Here is a 17,368-nt window from a genome sequence, read left to right on the forward strand (position 1 = left end):
TGCCGGATTTCCAGGCTCAGCTGCTGGATAGCACCGTGGCCGGGCACTGGCTCACACGTGGAAGTCGCAGTCTGATGGAGGCGAGCGCCACCCTCAAGGCATCGGCGTTGCGCGAGTGGCTGGGTTTTCCCTGGTTAGCCCCGGTCAGTGGAAAGGTGCCGGTGGAGCTGGCAATACAGGTTCCCTGGCAGGGTAGTGCCTTTTCGTTGAAGGCGTCCTCCAGCATGAAAGGGGTGAGGGTGGATGCACCTGCGCCGCTTGGTAAACAGACGGAACAACGTGTCCCTTTCACTGTATCGATAGAGCCTCGGGGCCAGGCCCAGCAATTGACGCTGGGTTATGGCGATGAAATCCGTGGCCGTTTCCGGTTGGGAGGCGAACTTGCAGGTGACGTCTTGTTGGGCGGGGGGCATCTGCAGGTGCCAGCCATGGGGATAAACGTTCGTGGCGCCCTGCATAAAGCCTCAGTCAGTCCCTGGCTGGATTTCATTGGTGATCAAATGGCCCCTGCGTTCAAGTCACAGGAGCAGGGGGCGGGTTCGTCAACCGCGGGGTTACTGAACAGCATCAAGGTGCAAATCGGTGAGCTGGACCTGTTCGGCGTTGCGGTCCCCGGTGCAGCTCTTTCAGTGTTGCCCAGGGATTCGGGCTGGGATCTCGCCCTGAGTAGTGAGGCAGTGGCAGGCTCAATGCATATTCCTGATGGTTTCTCAATAAGGGGGGAGCGGCCCATGTCGTTGTCTGTCTCCCGCGTCAATCTGACACTGCCTGAAAGTGCAGGCCTGGAAGAAGGTGCTCCATTCTCTCCCTATCAGTTGCCAACACTGGATGCGAGATTAAATAACCTGACGATCAACGGTGAAGATTTTGGTCAGTGGCGCGGTAATGTCCGACCAATTTCCCAAGGCGTAAGAATTTCGGACCTGGATGGTCAGTGGCGCTTTACCCGCGTTGAGGGTTCCCTCGACTGGACGGCGCAGGGTGACAGTGACGGAGCGGCGCAATACACCCGATTCAATGGTGTTCTCAGCTCCGACAAGCTGGGACGATCCCTGAGAGCCTGGGGTCTGCCGGAGATGATCGAGTCTGAGGATGCCCGGGCCAAAGGGGTGCTGGGCTGGAATGACTGGCCGTTGAACCCTGATTATTTGGCAATGGATGGTCAAACGCGCATTGATATTGGTGAGTGCCGTATTCCGCAGACGGACGCCAAAACATCGTTTCTCCGGGTGCTGGGGATTTTGAACATTGGCACGATTCAACGCCGTTTGCGGCTGGATTTTTCTGATTTGTACAAGAAGGGTTTGAGCTGCGACAGCATCAGTGGGGATTTCCGCATTGAGGGGCCGTCTGTCTCCACAACCAATCTGGCGATCAAGTCACCGTCCGCGATCATTGAAGTTCAGGGTAACGTGGATCTTGAAAAGGAAACCCTTAATCATCAAATGGAAGTGACGCTGCCGCTGTCCAGTAACCTTTATGCGGGGTGTCTTGCGGGGCCTGCGGCCTGTGCCGGCATTTTTGTGGTCGAACGTATTTGGGGGGACGAACTGGATCGAACGGCTACCATGGAATATGCCGTGACCGGCACCTGGTCTGAGCCCAAAGTGGAAGAAACCGAAGGAATGTTCGAATGACGCAGCTAATTTCTGTTGCGGCCATCCAGATGACCAGCGGCCAGCAACTGTCCGGTAATCTTGAGGCGGCTTCCGCGCTGCTGGAGCAGGCCGCGAACGGCGGTGCGCAGCTGGCGGTGCTGCCTGAAAATTTTGCTGTCTACGGCGGCGATTATCGTGCCACTGCCGGGCAGTTTGAGCAGTTGAAGGGCTGGCTCTGTGAGCAGGCCAAGCGTTTCAATATGGCCATTATTGGTGGCAGTGTTCCGGCGATGCGGCGCCCTGACGGCAGTGTCGTGGCGGCACCGAGAGTGCGCACACGGGCACTGGCAGTCTCTGCCGAGGGGCAGTGTCTGGCCGCTTATGACAAGCTGCATCTGTTTGATGCTCAGGTTAATGATGCGCAGGGTCGTTACTGCGAATCCGATGTCTTTGAGCCCGGCACCGAGGTGGTTACCGTGCCGCTTGCCGGACTGACCGTGGGATTGGCGATCTGCTACGACCTGCGTTTCCCTTCCCTGGCACAGCGGCTGGCCCATGCCGGGGCGGACTTGATTGTCTATCCTTCCGCATTTACTGCTGTGACCGGGGCTGCGCACTGGTCGCTGTTGTTGCGGGCGACGGCGGTACAGACTGGGTGCTATGTGCTGGGCGCAAACCAGTGCGGCGAACACGGGCCCCGGCGTGGCAGCTACGGCCACTCCATGCTGGTCAACCCCTGGGGCGAGGTGGTCGCGAGCCTGGAGAATGTGCCCGCTGCCCTTGTGGCAGGTCTTGACCTTGCTACCATGAATGAACTTCGCCAGCGTATGCCGGTGCAAACGCATCAACGATTTCACATAGAAGGTCCTTATGAACGATAGCCTGTCCATTGCCGAGTCCATCCTGCTGGCCCCTGCCGATTTGCAGACCGGTCAGCTGGAAGCCCTGCTGAACGGCAAGCTGACGGGGCAGGCGGATTATGCGGATATCTATTTCCAGCACAGTCGCCACGAGGCCTGGGTATTGGAAGACGGTATTGTTCGTGATGCCAGTTTTAATACTGAGCGGGGCGCAGGGGTACGTATCGTTCAGGGCGACAAGACCGGCTTTGCCTACAGTGATGACATCACCCTGCAGGCGTTGCAGCAGGCCAGTGGTGCCGCCCGGGCGATTACCCGTCAGGGGCAAGACCGCAGCGTGCAGCTCAGCCGCCGAGGGGCCCCTTTACGCTATGCGGCACTGGATCCGTTGCTGGCCTGGCCGGCAGAAGAAAAAGTGGCGCTACTACAGCGTCTGGACGCGTTAGCACGATCCCTGGACCCGGCGATTGTCGAGGTCACCGCCAGTCTGAGCGCGGTGCAGGATGTGATCATGGTGGTGGCCAGTGATGGCACCCTGGCGGCCGATGTCCGTCCCTTGATCCGCTGTAATGTCAGTGTGATTGCCGAGCGCAACGGACGTCGTGAGCGAGGCAGCGCAGGGGGAGGCGGGCGTGTCAGTTACGACTGGCTGCTACAGGAAAACCGCTTTGAGACCTGGGCCAGGGAAGCGGTCCGCGGGGCTTTGTTGAATCTTGAAGCCCAGCCGGGGCCGGCGGGCACCATGCCTGTGGTGCTGGGCCCTGGCTGGCCCGGGGTCTTGCTGCATGAAGCGGTTGGGCACGGGTTGGAGGGGGACTTTAACCGCAAGGGTACCTCCATGTTTGCCAAAAAAATGGGGCAGCAGGTGGCATCACCGCTGTGTACCGTGGTGGATGACGGCACCATGCTGGATCGTCGTGGCTCCCTGACGGTGGACGATGAAGGAACCCCCTCCGCCTGCAATACCCTGATTGAAAACGGCAAACTGGTCGGTTACATGCAAGACAAGACCAATGCACGGCTGATGGGGGTGTCACCAACCGGGAATGGGCGCCGGGAATCCTATGCCCACTTGCCCATGCCACGCATGACCAACACCTACATGCTGCCGGGAGAAACTCACCCGGAAGAAATCGTAGCGAGCCTGGATCGGGGCATCTATGCCGTCAATTTCGGCGGTGGGCAAGTGGATATTACCTCTGGTCGTTTCGTGTTTTCGACTACCGAGGCGTACCTGGTAGAAAAAGGCAAGATTGTGTGTCCGGTCAAGGGAGCCACCTTGATCGGCAGTGGTGCGGAAGTCATGGGGCGCATTTCCATGGTCGGTAACGACCTGGCCCTGGATTCCGGCATTGGGGTATGTGGCAAGGATGGCCAGTCTGTCCCGGTGGGTGTAGGTCAGCCTACGCTGCGGGTGGACGCCCTGACGGTGGGAGGAACCGCCTGATGTCTCAGGTGATTGATATTCTGTCGCGTATGCGCCTGTTTACCGGCCTCAGCGAAGAGGAATTACGGCTTCTGGAAAAACTGGTATTCGTCAACCGCGTACCGGTTGGCGAAACGGTCTGCCGGGAGGGTGACCGCAGTGATTTTGTCTGCTTTGTGGTACGGGGTTGCCTGGATATCGTTAAGCAGAATGTGGAAGGTGGCGAAGTAGTGATCGCCCATCTGCGCCCCGGTGATTCCATGGGTGAAATGGCGCTGGTGGATCATGAGCCTCGTTCGGCCACGGTCAGGGCTGCCGAAGACGCCACGCTGATTGTGCTCACCCGAAAGGGCCTGGATCAACTCCGGCGCCGCAGCCCCAACGCCGTTAGCTTGGTGATGGAGAACATTGCCAAGCTACTCTGTGTCCACCTGCGCCGGACGTCCTCCCAGTTGGCCCAGTTCAAATTACCGGTTGGTTGAACCGGTCTTTACAGGAACCCTTATGCGAAACCTTGGCGTAGTCGTACTGGCCCTGGGGCTGGCGGCTTGCGACCCCGGGCCTATGCCTGCCGATGTGAAGCTGCCCGATGGGGCGGTGTATGACGGTGAAATTCAAGATAATCTTTTCCACGGATACGGCGAACTGCGCTGGCCTGATGGCCGCCGTTACGAGGGGGAGTTCCGCGCTGGCTTGATGACCGGTCAAGGTCGACTTGAGTTACAGGATGGCTGTGTCATGGAGGGCGCTTTTGTCGAAGGGGTGCTGCATGGTGAGGGAAGCCTGATTTGCGGTGATGAGCATTTTCAGGGCACCTTCCGGGAAGGAGAGCTTGTTGCCGGGGTGATGACCTTTGGGGAAGAGGACTCCTATCAGGGCGAGTTTCAGGACTTCCTGCCCCATGGTGACGGGCTGTGGGTAACCGAGGAAGGGGAGCAATACGAGGGGCGCTACTCTGAGGGTGAGATTACCGAGGGTACCTTTCGTAACGAGGAAGGTTATCAGTATAGCGGCCCATTTCTTGACTTTGATTTTCACGGGCAAGGTGAGTTGACCCGCCCGGATGGCGTCATCATTCGTGCCGGGTTTGAGTACGGACAAGCCGAAGGTCCGGGTGTCAGGGTGATTCCGGGTGAGGCTGGTGCCCAGCCGACGCTGGAGAATGGGTACTTCGTGCGGGGCAAATATTACCTTAGTGAGAAGGCATATCGGCAACGCCGGCAGCAACAGGCAGCAGGTATGGAGGCTCGTCTGTATACCGAATCCAGTCGCTTGCAGTCAGCCTTGTCTTCATTGGCGCCACAGCGTCCCGGTGTCCGGGATGTTTACTTCCTGGCGGTGGGGGGGGACGGTACGGAAGGAGTCTTCCAGCGAGAAGTCGGTTGGGTCTCTTCCCGGCTCAGTTCTGTGCTCGACCTGAAGCGCCGGCAGATTCTGCTGGTAAATGGAGGCAGCGATGAATTGCCTTTGGCGACACGGACCAGTGTGCGGGAAAGTCTTAACGCCCTGGATGCGTTGATGGATCCAGCGGAAGACTTGCTGTTAATCCATTTTGTCAGTCACGGGGCCGTAAATGGTGATCTGGTTCTTGATACCCATAACCTTCGGCTTAACAACCTGGCAGTCGATGACGCAAAGAACTGGTTGAACAGTTTGGCGGTTAAACACCAGTGGGTGGTTGTTTCAGCCTGTTATTCCGGGCACTGGGTGGACGCGTTGGCGGCGCCTGAGAGAGTCGTGTTCTCGTCTGCAGCAACAGACCGTACGTCTTTTGGGTGCGGTGATGATTCTGAGCGCACCTGGTTTAGCAAGGCGCTGTATGGAGAGGGAATGAGTGCCGGCGTGAATGATCCGGATGCCTGGTTCTCGGCGGCGCAGGCGAAAGTATCGCGGATGGAAGAAGAGCAGGGGTTTGACGAGCATGAGCGCTCATTACCCCAGAAGGCGGTTGGTCACAGCTTCCTGGGCTGGTGGCAAAGTCTCGAAACGCCAGCATTGCACAAGCCCTGACGGTGCGCCCGGCAGGTGCTGGAGGGCACTTCTGCACGGGCGGCTGTAGGGCTCGGTTCAAAACAGGGGCACGGTTTTGTCCAGCTGATTCAGGTAATTCATCAGCTTGCGGCGTTCGCGTTTGAACTTCTCTTTTTCTCCCGGGCTGGCATTGGCCGGGTCGGCGAGGCGAGCCTTGAGCGCATTGCGGGTCAGGTTGCGCATTTGCTGGCGATCCCCATGGGGAAAGAAGTCCAGAATTTGCTGCACGGTGGCATCTGCTTCACGGGGTTGTTCGCAGCCAACGATCTGCTCTACCCAATTGGTGAGCCGTTGCTGGCGGAACGGATCCTGAAGCGCCTCCAGTGCTTGTACAATCTGTTCGCTGTTGGATTCCCGGACCAGACGACCGATGTACAGCGAATGTCGGCGGCGGGCTTCGTTGCTGGTGATGCGGCGGGCTTCTTCAAGACCTTTTTTGAGGCCGTCGCTCAGGGGCAGGCGATCCAGTTCGGTCTGCTTGAGCGCCATCAGCGACTGCCCGAGCTCCTGCAGGGCCAGGTCATCCCGTTTCTGCTCGGATTTGCTGGTGTACGGGTCGTCGTTATACTCGGTCATCTGACTTCACTTGAATTAATGGGTAAGGGAAGCGCTATTTTATGTCTGATTCCTCCGCAACGACAGCGGCACTCGACATGGCACAACTTCAGCAGGCGCAGGATACCGCTGCCTGGGTGCTGGAAGAGGGAAAACGGCTGGGGCTGGACGGGGTTGAGGTGAATGTCAGCCTCAGTCAGGGCTTTTCGGTCAACGTGCGGCAGGGCGAGGTGGAAACGGTCGAGTTTCACCGCGACAGAGGCGTTTCTGTCACCGTGTTCCAGGGGTTGTGCAAGGGACATGCGAGCAGCTCGGACGACAATCGCGACAGCCTGCGTGACACCCTGAAAGCGGCCTCTGCCATTGCGCGCTACACCGAAGCTGACAAGCATGCGGGGCTGGCGCCGGCGGACCAACTGGCCCGTGATATTCCTGAACTGGACCTGTATCACCCATGGGAGATGGACACTGGCAGAGCGATCGACGAAGCCATGGCGTGCGAAAAGGTGGCCCGTGACGATAGCCGTATCGTCAATTCGGAAGGTGCCTCCATTAACAGCGGTGCCAGCCTGCGCGTGTTCGCAACCTCGGAAGGTTTCCTGCACGGCTATCGCGGCACCCACCACAGCCGCGTATGCAGCGTGGTCGCGGAAGACGATGACGGAATGCAACGGGATTACTGGTACGACGGTGGGCGTATTGGCGAGAAGCTGGCGGATGCTGAAACCGTAGGACAGATGTCCCGGGAGCGGGCACTGTCACGCCTGGGGGCGGTGATTCCGGAAACCGGTGAATTGCCTGTCATTTTTGCCCCGGAAGTGGCATCGGGCTTGCTTGGCCATCTGGTGTCCGGAATCAGTGGTGGCGCCATTTATCGTCGCAGCTCTTTTTTGCAAGACAGCCTTGGCAAGGCGGTGCTGCCTGCGGGCTTTACCCTCAGTGAACACCCGCACCTGCCTGCAGGCAATGCGTCGTCGCCCTTCGATGGTGACGGTTTGCCTACCGGCGAGCAGGCCTTTGTGGAAGACGGCATCCTGACCTCCTTTGCCTTGAGTCTGTATGCCAGTCGACGTCTTGGCATGTCTCCGACCGGCAATGGCGGTGGTGTTCGCAACTTGCGCGTCACCGATACTGGAGAGTCTCTGGAAGCGTTGATGGCCCGAGTGCCCAAAGGGATCTTGATCACCGAGGTCATGGGGCAAGGGGTGAATATGGTGACGGGGGATTACTCTCGCGGTGCCAGTGGCTTCCTGTTCGAGAATGGGCGGATTACTTCACCGGTACAGGAATTCACCATTGCCGGTCATCTGGCGGAGATGCTACGTGGCATCCAGGGTAGCGGCACCGATGTGGATTATCGCGGCAACATCGCCTGTGGTTCTCTGCTGCTGTCGCCCATGAAAATTGCAGGACGATAATAACTTTCCATTGGAGGGAAAAAGCATGTCAGAAATGAATCCTTATCAACAACCGACCAGCGATGTGGCGGTACCGCCACAGGCTGCAGAGCTGGTTATCGGTACGGCCCAAAAAGTGTCTATGGGCGATGCCATGAGCTGGTTTGGCCAGGGTAAGGCGATGCTGGCGGGCAACTGGGGGGTAATGATTGGCGCATTGGTGGTGCTCATGCTGCTGAATGTGGCTGTGCAGTTCGTCCCCTTTATCGGTGGGTTGGCGGCCATGTTTTTGATGACGCTGCTGTATGCCGGGCTGGTTAAAATGTTCTACCGGCTGGATAACGAAGGCAGTGTGGAGTTTGCTGACCTTTTTGCCGGATTCTCAGAAAAAACCGGTCCATTGGTGATCCTGGCGTTGTTGCAGTTGGCGGTCTACGTGGGCATTTTCATCGTAGCGATGGTGCTGCTGTTTTTGAGCATCGGTTTTGATGTGAGCATGCTTAATGCCATGGAGGCAGGAAGAGTACCGGATGTGGGTATTGGCGGGGGCGCCATCGCATTGGCAGGTCTGATCATGTTCTTGTTTCTGATGGCGTCTGGCTGTCTTTTCTACTTCAGTATCCCGCTGGTCTTCCTTGGCAATATGGGCCCGGGTGAAGCGCTGGGGCTTAGTTTTAAAGCCTGCCTGACGAATCTGCTCCCGCTGATTCTCTATGGCATTGTGGCGACGGTGTTGGTGATGGTGGCAACGATTCCGCTTTTTCTTGGGTTGCTGCTTGCTGGCCCGTTGTTGGCGGGTGCGTATTACGCATCATTCAAACAGGTATTTACGGAATAATTCGTGCCACGCCAACACAAAAGCCGAAAGGAGCCCCTTTCGGCTTTTGTGTTTGAGCGGCTAGCTGCGCTTGACAGGAAGGCAATACCTAAAATAGTTCTCGTGATTTAGAAGAACGGAAACGCCTTCCAGAGTGGATGAAAGACTCGGGAGGCTCCGTTCACACCAACAAATTGGCATACAGCACGGTAGCCAGGCCCAGGAAGGCCATGAAGCCAACAATATCGGTGATAGTGGTGAGGACTACAGATCCGGCCAGGGCCGGGTCGATACCCATTTTTTTCATGATCATGGGCAGCAGTGCACCGGCACAGGCGGCCATGATCAGGTTGATCACCATGGCCACGCTGATCACGATGCCGATGCTTACGTCACTGAACCACAACCCGGCGGTAATGCCAATCACGGTAGCCCACAACAACCCATTGATGGCGCCAACAGATAGCTCCTTGAATAGCAGATAGCGGGTGTTGTTGGACTGAATCTGTCCCAGTGCCATGGCGCGAATCACCAGCGTCAGCGTCTGGCTGCCGGCGATGCCGCCCATACTGGCGACGATCGGCATCAGGATAGCGAGGGCCACCACCTTTTCCAGCGTCGCCTCGAACAGGCCGATCACGGCAGAGGCAGCCAACGCGGTCAGCAGGTTGATACCCAGCCACAGCGCTCTGCGGCGGGCGGTTTGCCAAACCGAGCCGAACGTATCCTCGTCATCGTCCAGACCCGCCATACTCATTAAGGAGTGGTCGGCTTCTTCCATGATTACGTCTACTACGTCATCAATGGTGATACGGCCTACCAGCATGCCTTCGTCGTCGATGACAGGGGCTGTCACCAAGTCGTGGCGCTCAAAGATCTTGGCGACGTCATGGGCAGGCAGGGTGGCCGGGATCGACTGAATATCGGTGATCATGGCTTCGCGCACAGTAGTGCCCGGATCGCTGATCAGCACCTTGGTGAGAGGCAACAGCCCAATGAACTGGTTTTTCCGGTTGACTACGGCCAGGTTATCAGTGGTGCGAGGGATATCGCCTCGCAAACGTAGATAGCGCTGAACCACTTCAAAAGTGATCTCCGGTCTCACGGTGATCACATCGGTGTTCATCAGGCCCCCGGCGGTATCCACCGGGTAGCTCATCACGTGCTCCAGCCGCTCGCGGTTTTGTTCGTCGAGGCTGGCCATCACCTGACTGGTGACATGATCAGGTAGTTCTTGCAGTAAATCAGCGAGGTCGTCGGTATCCAGTTCTTCAACCAGCGACACCAGCTCATCGGTGCTGAGGTTGCGCAATAGCTCAACCCGGACCTCTTCGCCCAGATACTGCAGGACTTCGGTTTCCTGTTCCTTGCTGAGCAGCTGCCAGAGAATTTCCCGCTCTCGTGGAGGGGAAGACTCAATCAAGTGGGCGGCTTCAGCGCCGGGCAGGTTGTTGATCAGCTGCCGGACCTGCGTATAGGTCCCGCTGGCCAGTGCGCGGTTGATGGCTTTGAGATGTTGCTGGCTGCGGCTGCTGTCGGCGGGCATGGAAATCAGTTAACAGTTAACAGTGAAGAGTTAACAGCGAAAACAAAGCGTGCTGCTGCTTGGCTGGGATGACCACACAGTAACAGTCCTTCAGAGTCTGTGGTACTTGATTTTTCAACTGTTCACTATTCACGGTTAACTGTTTTTCACTCTCCTTCGTCGAACATCCTTGCAAACAGGTCTTCCAGTTCTGCCATGGCTGCGTCTTCGTCATCGCCTTCGACTTGGAAGGTGACCTGGCTGCCTTTGGCGGCGCCGAGCATAAGAAGCCCCATAATGCTTTTTGCATCAATGCGGTTGCCCTTGTGAAGGACGTGGATAGCACTGTCATAGCGTGAGGCCACGCTGACCACCTTGGCAGCAGCGCGGGCGTGCAGGCCAAGTTTGTTGATCACATCCAGGGACTGTTCGATCATTCAGCTGGATCCCAGTTCGCGGTGCCGAACCTGCAAGGTGATACCTTGCTCGCGTAGACGAGCAGCCAGCTGCTCGGTTATGTAGACGGAACGGTGCTGGCCACCTGTACAACCGATCGCGACTGTGACGTAACTCCGATCGCTGTGGGCAAAGGCGGTCAGCCATCTCTGTACAAAAGTGGCGATGTCATCCAGCAGGTCGTGGCTGATATCGTGCTTTTGCAAAAAATCGATTACCCCCTGGTCGCGTCCGGTAAGAGGGCGCAGATCCGGATGCCAATGTGGATTGGGAAGAATGCGCACGTCGAAGACAAAATCAGCATCTGTGGGAAGACCATTCTTGAAACCGAAGGATTCGATTTGCAGCGAGAGGGCGTTGCGCCGCTGAGCGACACGTTCACGGATCAGGTTCCTGAGGCTGTGCACTTCGTGATTACTGCTGTCGATAACCAGATCAGCCCGTTGGCGAATATTGGCCAGAAGGTCTTTCTCGTGAGCGATGGCATCTTCCAGTGAGCGTTGGTCAGTCGCCAGAGGATGGCGCCGCCGGGTGGCACTGAATCGCTTCAGCAGGGTGTTGTCATCAGCATCAAGGTAGATGATTTCGCTGGTGATTTGTTGCTGTTTCAGCGCGTCAAGAATGTTGTCGAAGGCCAGCAATTGGCCTGGAAGGTTGCGTGCGTCTATGCCAACAGCGACATGACCGATGGCAGTTTCGCCCTCGCTAAGTTGTTGGGCCAGGGTCGGTAGCATGCCGACAGGAAGATTGTCGACACAGTAATAACCCTGATCCTCCAGCGCCTGGATGGCTGTGGATTTGCCAGACCCGGATCGTCCGCTAATGATGGTCAGTTTCATGATCGGGATGCACGCAGAGAATTTGTATTATGGCCTGGTTTTCGAGAGTTCACTCGTTACGAAGCCAACCGCAATTCAGCTTCGGATTCCACGGCAGTCAGGAACAGCTTGTGATCGTCTGAACTGACCCGCAATTCGTTCCGGTAGCTGTCGTCATTGAAAAGGCTGGCAAGGTGGCTCAGCGTTTTCAGGTGTTGCTCAGGGTTTTCCTGGGGAACGAGCAACACAAACACCAAGTCAACGGGGCGTCCGTCAACGGCATCAAAATCGATGGGGGTGTCCAGCTTCAGTAATAGTCCGATGGCTTGTTCGCAATTGCCAAGCCGGCAGTGGGGGATGGCGATGCCTTCCCCGATGCCGGTGGAGCCCAGCTTTTCCCGGGCTACCAGCGCATCGAAGACCTCCTGCTCCTTGAGGCCGTCACAGCCGGCCGCAGCCAGCTGTGCCACCTGATCCAGCAGCTGTTTCTTGCTGCTGGCCTGCACCCCGTTGTGGGTGCGTGCTTCGGTTAGAAGTTCGCGAACTCGCATAATGGTCGTTTCGGGTTAGTGGCCGTGTTTGTGATTAACGGCCTTTTCCTTGTGTTTGAGAATCTGGCGATCGAGCTTGTCGGTCAACTTGTCGATGGCCGCATACATATCATCGGCTTCAGCGGTGGCGAACAGATCTGCCCCGGAGATGTGGATAGTAGATTCTGCCTTGTGGGTCTTGGGCTCCGGGGAAAGAATCACCTGAACACTGGTGATCTGGTCGAAATGGCGCTCCAGGCGGGAGAACTTGTCGCCTACGTAGGTGCGCAAAGCATCGGTAACTTCCAGGTGATGACCGCTGATATTTATTTGCATGGCTGGCTCCTTTACCTGCTTGTGGGCCGTCCCAGGCACCTACACCAAACGCTTGCGGGCGCTGGAAGACGGTATTCTCATCGCCTCACGATACTTGGCGACGGTCCGGCGCGCCACGTTGATTCCCTGCTCGTTCAGCAAGCTGGCTAGCTTGTTGTCGCTGAGTGGCTTGCGAGGGTTCTCTGCGGCGACCAGCTTCTTAATAATGGCACGAATAGCGGTGGAGGAACACTCACCACCACCATCTGTTCCCACGTGACTCGAAAAGAAATATTTCAGCTCAAAGACGCCGCGGGGTGTGGTCATGTATTTCTGATTGGTGACCCGACTGATGGTTGATTCATGCATCTCGACGGCATCGGCGATATCGGCCAGTACCAGTGGCTTCATGGCCTCTTCACCATAATCGAAGAAATCCTGCTGGACCTCGACAATCCGCGTGGCGACTTTCAACAGGGTGTCATGGCGGCTTTGCAGGCTCTTGATGAACCATTTGGCTTCCTGAACGCAGTTTTTCAGGTATTGGCCATCTTCACCGCTGGTTTTACGGGCAATGGCGGCATATTGCTGCTGTAGATTGACCTTGGGCAGGATGTCGTCATTCAGGCTGACCTGCCAGCGCCCGTGGTGCTGGCGGACGATGACATCCGGCACCGCATAATCGACTTGGCTCTCTCCAATTTGCTCGCCTGGCGCCGGGTCAAGGGTGCGGATCAGCGAGAGGGCATCAAGCAGTTCCTGTTCGGAGAGCTGTAGAACCTTGCGAAGCGCGGCATAGTCGTGCTTTTCCAATAGTTCAAGGTGGTCCAGAAGCGCCAGCGCAAAAGGCAGGAAAGGCGTGTCGGATTCCAGCTGGCGCAGTTGTACACCGAGGCAGTCTGCCAGGTTAATGCTGGCGACGCCGACCGGATCGAATTGCTGCAGGCGATGCTGAACGGCCAGTACCTCGTCGGCTTCGATGTGGGCATCCTCTGGCAGCCCTTCCTGGACATTCATCATGGTGACGATGTCGTCGATGCTCACGGTCATGTAGCCGCGATCGTCCAGAGATTCAATGATGGTGATGGCGATGAGTCGGTCCACATCGCTCATGGGGGTCAGGTTGAGCTGCCAGTGCAGGTGGTCATGCAGATTGCCGGACACGGTGTGCCGTTGCTGCCAGTCATCGGCGTCATCAGGGATTGACGCGGTGGCACTGCTCTGGCCGGAGTAGACGTCATCCCACTCAGTGTCGACACCGGGTTCGCCGTCGACAAATTCTTCCAGGGCGTCATCACGCTCTGCGTCCATCTCCTGACGATCTTCGTCATGCTCAGGCAGGGCGTCGTCGCCAAAGTCGTCGGCCAGTTCCAGCAGCGGGTTGCTTTCAACCGCTTGCTGGATCTCCTGCCGGAGATCCAGCGTGGACAGCTGCAGCAGGCGAATCGCCTGCTGCAACTGAGGTGTCATGGTCAGCTGTTGGCCGATTTGTAGTTGTAGTGTGGGCTTCATACTGCTCGGATTGGTGTGATCCCCAAAAACCCGAGAATAACAGCTTCAAACTTGTTCTAGCAATAATTGTGCCAGTGGTTCTTGTGTGGTAGGAGTCTGAAGCGTTAACAGTGAACGGTGAACCGTTGATGTTGCGCGGGCGGGTTTGCTGATTTTTTCGGGCTTTGATGGCCGCGGCCGGGGTCCTGGTTCGGCTTCTGGCGTTCGGAAACCCCGGGACTATTCCGCGCCGTTGTTCACTGTTAACTGCTCACTCGCCCTGGCTGTTACAGCCTAAAGTCTGCCCCCAGATACACATCCCGCACCTGCTGGTTCGAGAGGATGGTGTCGGCGTCACCGGATGCGATGATGTGGCCAGCGCTGACAATGTAGGCGGTGTCGCAAATGTCGAGGGTCTCACGCACGTTGTGGTCGGTGATGAGTACGCCAATACCACGTTCTTTCAGGTGCCGGATGATGCCCTTGATGTCGTTCACGGAGATCGGGTCGACGCCGGCGAAGGGTTCGTCCAGGAGGATGAAGTCCGGGTCGGTGGCCAGACCGCGGGCGATTTCGGCACGGCGACGTTCACCGCCTGACAGGCTCATGCCCAGCGAATCGCGAATATGCGTAATGTGGAATTCCTTGAGCAGGTTTTCCATCCGTTCGTGGCGCTCCTGTTTGCTTAGCTCTTTGCGGGTTTCAAGAATGGCCATGATGTTTTCCGCGACCGTCAAGCGACGGAAGATGCTCGCTTCCTGGGGCAGGTAGCCGATACCGCGTTTGGCGCGGCCGTGCATGGGGAGGTGGGTGATGTCTCCGTCATTGATCTCGATGCGCCCTGCGTCGGCTTCTACGAGGCCGACAATCATGTAAAAGCAGGTGGTCTTGCCTGCTCCGTTGGGGCCCAGCAAACCAACGATCTGTCCGGCTTCCACGTCCAGGGATACGTCCTCGATGACCCGGCGGCCCTTGTAGCTTTTGGCCAGGTGATGAGCGCGCAAATGTGTCATTGAGATTCAGTCTCCGTTGCGGGGGCATCGGCCTCGTCATTCTGGTCCGGCTGGTTTCCCGGTACTTGGTTTTCTGCGGGTATCACCAGTCGTACGCGCTGGTCGCCTTTACTGCTGGCATCCACACGTTTTGAATCAAGGCTGTATTCGACCTTGGCGCCTTCGAAGGTGTTGCCCTGGTGTTCAATAAAGGCGTTGCCAGTCAACACCAGGCGGCGACCCTTTATGTCGTAGACCAGATTGTTGGCATGGGCGGACAGGGTTTTGCCTTCTGAGAGACGCACAGGGTTACCGCTGGCCTCGACCCGCACCAGCTCACCATTGCGGGTAAACAGGCGCATCTCTTCTGCCAGCATCTTGCGTTGTCCTTGCAATAGTTCTACGTCGCCGCGGTACAGTCCTGTGCCGGCGTCCTGTTCAAAGCGCCCGCTATCGGCGGTGACAGAAATGGGCTCTTCTGCCGGAGCTGCCAGAACCAGTGAGGCAGCGTGTAAAAACAGGCTGCCCATAACCAGGCTACGAAGCCGGGGCATCGAATTCACTCTTTACTCCTTGCTCAAGGGACAGGATGCCCTTGTCCAGGTCCGCTTCCAGGGCTCCGGCCCGGGTCTGGCCGTTCTCGAAGCGCAGGTCCACATCGCCTGGCGAGGTGGCTATATTCTGTTCGCTGTTGAAGCGGAGTTGCTGTGTGTCCAGTTCGATCTTCTGCTGCGGATTGCGAGCCTGTACATCGCCATCAAAAATGATGAGGTTGCCATTATTTTGCACTGTGCCGCTGGCGCTGGTGATCGTCCAGCTGCCTTTCTCGTTGCTCATTTTCAGTGCCGGGCTGTTCATCTCGGTAAGCGGGTTGTGATCGTACTGCACCAGATCGTCAGCTGTCAGGTGATACTGCAGCGTGCCATCCTTTTCGCTAAAAGCCCTGGCGGTTACGCCTGTGGCCAGAATGGCTGGCGCAGTCTCCACAGCCAGGTCTTGCCCGGGAAGCGAGTCGTCCCATTCATGCAGCGTCATCAGCATCACCAGTCCAAGCAGAAGGATGCCGGTGGCGCTAAGTAGCCCCTGACGTTTCATTGGCTATCTCGCTGCTGCAGGATGGCATCACAGATTTCGCGTACAGCGCCTTCGCCGCCGCGGCGCTGGGTGTGATGTTGTGCGGCCTGAAGCGCGCAAGGGTGGGCGTTGGCAGGGGCAAAACCGAGTCGGGCCCATTCCAGAGCGCTGACATCCGGTTCGTCGTCTCCGGCGTAACCGGTTTCAGAGGAGTCAATGCCCAGCTCTTTTGCCAGGGCTTGCAGCGCAACGCCCTTGTCTTCCCTTCCCTGGATAACATGCTCAATACCCAGGTCGGCGGCCCGTTTTGCTACCATTGGGCTGTTGCGGCCGGTGATGATGGCCAGGGTGACGCCGCTGGCGGCCAGTTTCTTGAGGCCATGTCCATCCAGCGTATTGAAGACTTTCAGTGCTTCACCTTCTGGCGTGAAATAGATCCGGCCGTCGGTCATGACGCCATCGACGTCAAAGGCCATAAGACGCAGGTTTTGTGCGTCAATGGAAGAAATCTGCATTACACCACCCCTGCTCGAAGCAGATCCTGCATGTTAAAGGCCCCCAGGGGTCTGCGCTGATCATCGCAGACAACCAGGCCGTTGATCTTGCGGCTTTCCATGATCTGCAGTGCTTCAGCGGCGAGATGGCCGGGTTCAATTGTGATCGGGTCGGTAATCATCACCTCGGCAATCGTGGCGCTACGAATGTCGATGTCCCTGTCCAGCATTCGGCGCAGGTCGCCGTCGGTAAAAATGCCGGCGAGGCGCCCGTCCGGATCAGTGATGGCCGTCATGCCAAGCCCCTTGCGAGTCATTTCCAGCAAGGCTTCAGTCAGTGCGGTAGTGGAGTCAACTTCAGGGAGGTCTTCACCGGAATGCATGATGTCGTCCACTTTGAGTAATAGTCTGCGGCCCAGGCTCCCACCGGGATGACTGAGTGCAAAATCCTCTGCGGTGAAGCCGCGCGCCTCAAGCAAGGCAATGGCCAGGGCATCTCCCATGGCCAGTGCGGCGGTAGTCGAGGAGGTGGGCGCCAGATTATGCGGGCAGGCCTCTTCGGCTACTGCGACAGTAAGATGTACATCAGACAGTTGCGCCAGAGCCGACTGGGGTCTGCCCGTCATGCCAATTAATTGTGTGCCCTTGCGTTTGATGACAGGCAGGATGGCCAGAACCTCGGCAGTTTCGCCAGAATTGGACAAGGCCAGAACCACATCGTCCTGGGTGATCATGCCCAGATCGCCGTGGGAGGCTTCACCGGGGTGAACAAAGAAAGCCGGGGTGCCAGTGCTGGCCAGGGTGGCCGCCAGTTTGCTGCCCACGTGGCCACTTTTCCCCATGCCCGTCACGATGACCCTGCCGCGGGCTTCAAGCATCAGGTCGCAGGCGCGAACAAAGTTGTTGTCGAGGCTGTCCCTCAGGGCATCGACGGCGCGGGCTTCGATATTCAGTACCCGCTGGCCGACAGCAATGTGGTCGTGGCTCAT

At 57.6% G+C, this 17,368-nt stretch carries 19 protein-coding genes; 7 read left to right on the plus strand and 12 right to left on the minus strand.

What is annotated here, in order from left to right:
• From Q672_RS23625 to Q672_RS23645, 5 genes are all read left to right on the plus strand, one after another.
• A partial coding sequence (locus Q672_RS23625; protein WP_022984928.1) for a YhdP family phospholipid transporter occupies positions 1-1,637 on the plus strand: 1,637 nt, incomplete at its 5' end.
• A complete protein-coding gene (locus Q672_RS23630; RefSeq protein WP_022984929.1) occupies positions 1,634-2,479 on the plus strand; it encodes a carbon-nitrogen hydrolase family protein in 846 nt (281 codons plus the stop codon). The genes Q672_RS23625 and Q672_RS23630, both read left to right, overlap by 4 nt.
• Complete coding sequence (tldD, locus tag Q672_RS23635) at positions 2,469-3,905, plus strand: metalloprotease TldD (RefSeq protein WP_022984930.1); 1,437 nt, start codon at positions 2,469-2,471, stop codon at positions 3,903-3,905. The genes Q672_RS23630 and tldD overlap by 11 nt, the downstream gene beginning before the upstream one ends.
• The gene (locus tag Q672_RS23640; RefSeq protein WP_022984931.1) at positions 3,905-4,366 is read left to right on the plus strand and encodes a Crp/Fnr family transcriptional regulator; all 462 of its coding nucleotides are present in this window, start codon (positions 3,905-3,907) and stop codon (positions 4,364-4,366) included. The genes tldD and Q672_RS23640 overlap by 1 nt, the downstream gene beginning before the upstream one ends.
• Before the next feature lie 22 nt (positions 4,367-4,388).
• Positions 4,389-5,894, plus strand: a complete 1,506-nt coding sequence (locus Q672_RS23645; protein ID WP_022984932.1) for a C13 family peptidase — start codon at positions 4,389-4,391, stop codon at positions 5,892-5,894.
• Positions 5,895-5,951: 57 nt separating this feature from the next.
• Here the strand turns inward: Q672_RS23645 and yjgA are convergent, their stop codons facing one another.
• Positions 5,952-6,491 (minus strand): ribosome biogenesis factor YjgA, encoded by a 540-nt coding sequence (gene yjgA, locus Q672_RS23650; RefSeq protein ID WP_022984933.1) that lies wholly within the window; start codon positions 6,489-6,491, stop codon positions 5,952-5,954.
• A gap of 41 nt (positions 6,492-6,532) precedes the next feature.
• Here yjgA and pmbA point away from each other — a divergent pair, with 41 nt between their 5' ends.
• Both pmbA and Q672_RS23660 read left to right on the plus strand, forming a co-directional pair.
• Positions 6,533-7,888 carry a metalloprotease PmbA gene (gene pmbA / locus Q672_RS23655; RefSeq protein WP_031226247.1) on the plus strand — a complete coding sequence of 452 codons (1,356 nt, stop codon included), beginning with the start codon at positions 6,533-6,535 and terminating at the stop codon, positions 7,886-7,888.
• A 25-nt stretch (positions 7,889-7,913) separates the two neighbouring features.
• Positions 7,914-8,705, plus strand: a complete 792-nt coding sequence (locus Q672_RS23660; protein WP_022984935.1) for a BPSS1780 family membrane protein — start codon at positions 7,914-7,916, stop codon at positions 8,703-8,705.
• A 160-nt stretch (positions 8,706-8,865) separates the two neighbouring features.
• Here Q672_RS23660 and mgtE read toward each other — a convergent pair whose 3' ends face one another.
• The 11 genes from mgtE to Q672_RS23715 form a co-directional block, all read right to left on the minus strand.
• Positions 8,866-10,230, minus strand: a complete 1,365-nt coding sequence (mgtE, locus tag Q672_RS23665) for a magnesium transporter (RefSeq protein WP_022984936.1) — start codon at positions 10,228-10,230, stop codon at positions 8,866-8,868.
• A gap of 146 nt (positions 10,231-10,376) precedes the next feature.
• On the minus strand, positions 10,377-10,646 hold the full coding sequence (locus tag Q672_RS23670) for an HPr family phosphocarrier protein (protein ID WP_022984937.1): 270 nt from the start codon (positions 10,644-10,646) through the stop codon (positions 10,377-10,379).
• Positions 10,647-11,504 (minus strand): RNase adapter RapZ, encoded by an 858-nt coding sequence (gene rapZ / locus Q672_RS23675; protein WP_022984938.1) that lies wholly within the window; start codon positions 11,502-11,504, stop codon positions 10,647-10,649.
• Between the two features lie 56 nt (positions 11,505-11,560).
• Positions 11,561-12,034, minus strand: a complete 474-nt coding sequence (gene ptsN, locus Q672_RS23680; RefSeq protein ID WP_022984939.1) for a PTS IIA-like nitrogen regulatory protein PtsN — start codon at positions 12,032-12,034, stop codon at positions 11,561-11,563.
• A gap of 15 nt (positions 12,035-12,049) precedes the next feature.
• Positions 12,050-12,349: a ribosome hibernation-promoting factor, HPF/YfiA family gene (gene hpf, locus Q672_RS23685; protein ID WP_022984940.1), complete on the minus strand. Its 300-nt coding sequence runs from the start codon at positions 12,347-12,349 to the stop codon at positions 12,050-12,052.
• A 39-nt stretch (positions 12,350-12,388) separates the two neighbouring features.
• A complete protein-coding gene (locus tag Q672_RS23690) occupies positions 12,389-13,840 on the minus strand; it encodes an RNA polymerase factor sigma-54 (protein WP_022984941.1) in 1,452 nt (483 codons plus the stop codon).
• Between the two features lie 266 nt (positions 13,841-14,106).
• Positions 14,107-14,832, minus strand: coding sequence for an LPS export ABC transporter ATP-binding protein (gene lptB / locus Q672_RS23695; RefSeq protein ID WP_022984942.1), 726 nt, complete (start codon positions 14,830-14,832; stop codon positions 14,107-14,109).
• Entirely contained in the window at positions 14,829-15,365 is a 537-nt protein-coding gene (lptA, locus tag Q672_RS23700; protein ID WP_022984943.1) for a lipopolysaccharide transport periplasmic protein LptA, read from the minus strand. The genes lptB and lptA overlap by 4 nt, the downstream gene beginning before the upstream one ends.
• The gene (gene lptC, locus Q672_RS23705) at positions 15,349-15,906 is read right to left on the minus strand and encodes an LPS export ABC transporter periplasmic protein LptC (RefSeq protein WP_022984944.1); all 558 of its coding nucleotides are present in this window, start codon (positions 15,904-15,906) and stop codon (positions 15,349-15,351) included. The genes lptA and lptC overlap by 17 nt, the downstream gene beginning before the upstream one ends.
• Complete coding sequence (locus tag Q672_RS23710; RefSeq protein WP_022984945.1) at positions 15,903-16,400, minus strand: KdsC family phosphatase; 498 nt, start codon at positions 16,398-16,400, stop codon at positions 15,903-15,905. The genes lptC and Q672_RS23710 overlap by 4 nt, the downstream gene beginning before the upstream one ends.
• Positions 16,400-17,368 carry a KpsF/GutQ family sugar-phosphate isomerase gene (locus Q672_RS23715; protein ID WP_022984946.1) on the minus strand — a complete coding sequence of 323 codons (969 nt, stop codon included), beginning with the start codon at positions 17,366-17,368 and terminating at the stop codon, positions 16,400-16,402. The genes Q672_RS23710 and Q672_RS23715 overlap by 1 nt, the downstream gene beginning before the upstream one ends.

It is taken from the genome of Alcanivorax sp. P2S70 (assembly GCF_000475295.1).
GTDB classification, from domain to species: domain Bacteria; phylum Pseudomonadota; class Gammaproteobacteria; order Pseudomonadales; family Alcanivoracaceae; genus Alcanivorax; species Alcanivorax profundi.

Coding starts and splice junctions, on each gene's coding strand:
- Q672_RS23630 (WP_022984929.1), top strand. CDS start 1,634: ATGACGCAGCTAATTTCTGTTGCGGCCATCCAGATGACCAGCGGCCAG.
- tldD (WP_022984930.1), top strand. CDS start 2,469: ATGAACGATAGCCTGTCCATTGCCGAGTCCATCCTGCTGGCCCCTGCC.
- Q672_RS23640 (WP_022984931.1), top strand. CDS start 3,905: ATGTCTCAGGTGATTGATATTCTGTCGCGTATGCGCCTGTTTACCGGC.
- Q672_RS23645 (WP_022984932.1), top strand. CDS start 4,389: ATGCGAAACCTTGGCGTAGTCGTACTGGCCCTGGGGCTGGCGGCTTGC.
- yjgA (WP_022984933.1), bottom strand. CDS start 6,491: ATGACCGAGTATAACGACGACCCGTACACCAGCAAATCCGAGCAGAAA.
- pmbA (WP_031226247.1), top strand. CDS start 6,533: ATGTCTGATTCCTCCGCAACGACAGCGGCACTCGACATGGCACAACTT.
- Q672_RS23660 (WP_022984935.1), top strand. CDS start 7,914: ATGTCAGAAATGAATCCTTATCAACAACCGACCAGCGATGTGGCGGTA.
- mgtE (WP_022984936.1), bottom strand. CDS start 10,230: ATGCCCGCCGACAGCAGCCGCAGCCAGCAACATCTCAAAGCCATCAAC.
- Q672_RS23670 (WP_022984937.1), bottom strand. CDS start 10,646: ATGATCGAACAGTCCCTGGATGTGATCAACAAACTTGGCCTGCACGCC.
- rapZ (WP_022984938.1), bottom strand. CDS start 11,504: ATGAAACTGACCATCATTAGCGGACGATCCGGGTCTGGCAAATCCACA.
- ptsN (WP_022984939.1), bottom strand. CDS start 12,034: ATGCGAGTTCGCGAACTTCTAACCGAAGCACGCACCCACAACGGGGTG.
- hpf (WP_022984940.1), bottom strand. CDS start 12,349: ATGCAAATAAATATCAGCGGTCATCACCTGGAAGTTACCGATGCTTTG.
- Q672_RS23690 (WP_022984941.1), bottom strand. CDS start 13,840: ATGAAGCCCACACTACAACTACAAATCGGCCAACAGCTGACCATGACA.
- lptB (WP_022984942.1), bottom strand. CDS start 14,832: ATGACACATTTGCGCGCTCATCACCTGGCCAAAAGCTACAAGGGCCGC.
- lptA (WP_022984943.1), bottom strand. CDS start 15,365: ATGCCCCGGCTTCGTAGCCTGGTTATGGGCAGCCTGTTTTTACACGCT.
- lptC (WP_022984944.1), bottom strand. CDS start 15,906: ATGAAACGTCAGGGGCTACTTAGCGCCACCGGCATCCTTCTGCTTGGA.
- Q672_RS23710 (WP_022984945.1), bottom strand. CDS start 16,400: ATGCAGATTTCTTCCATTGACGCACAAAACCTGCGTCTTATGGCCTTT.
- Q672_RS23715 (WP_022984946.1), bottom strand. CDS start 17,368: ATGAGCCACGACCACATTGCTGTCGGCCAGCGGGTACTGAATATCGAA.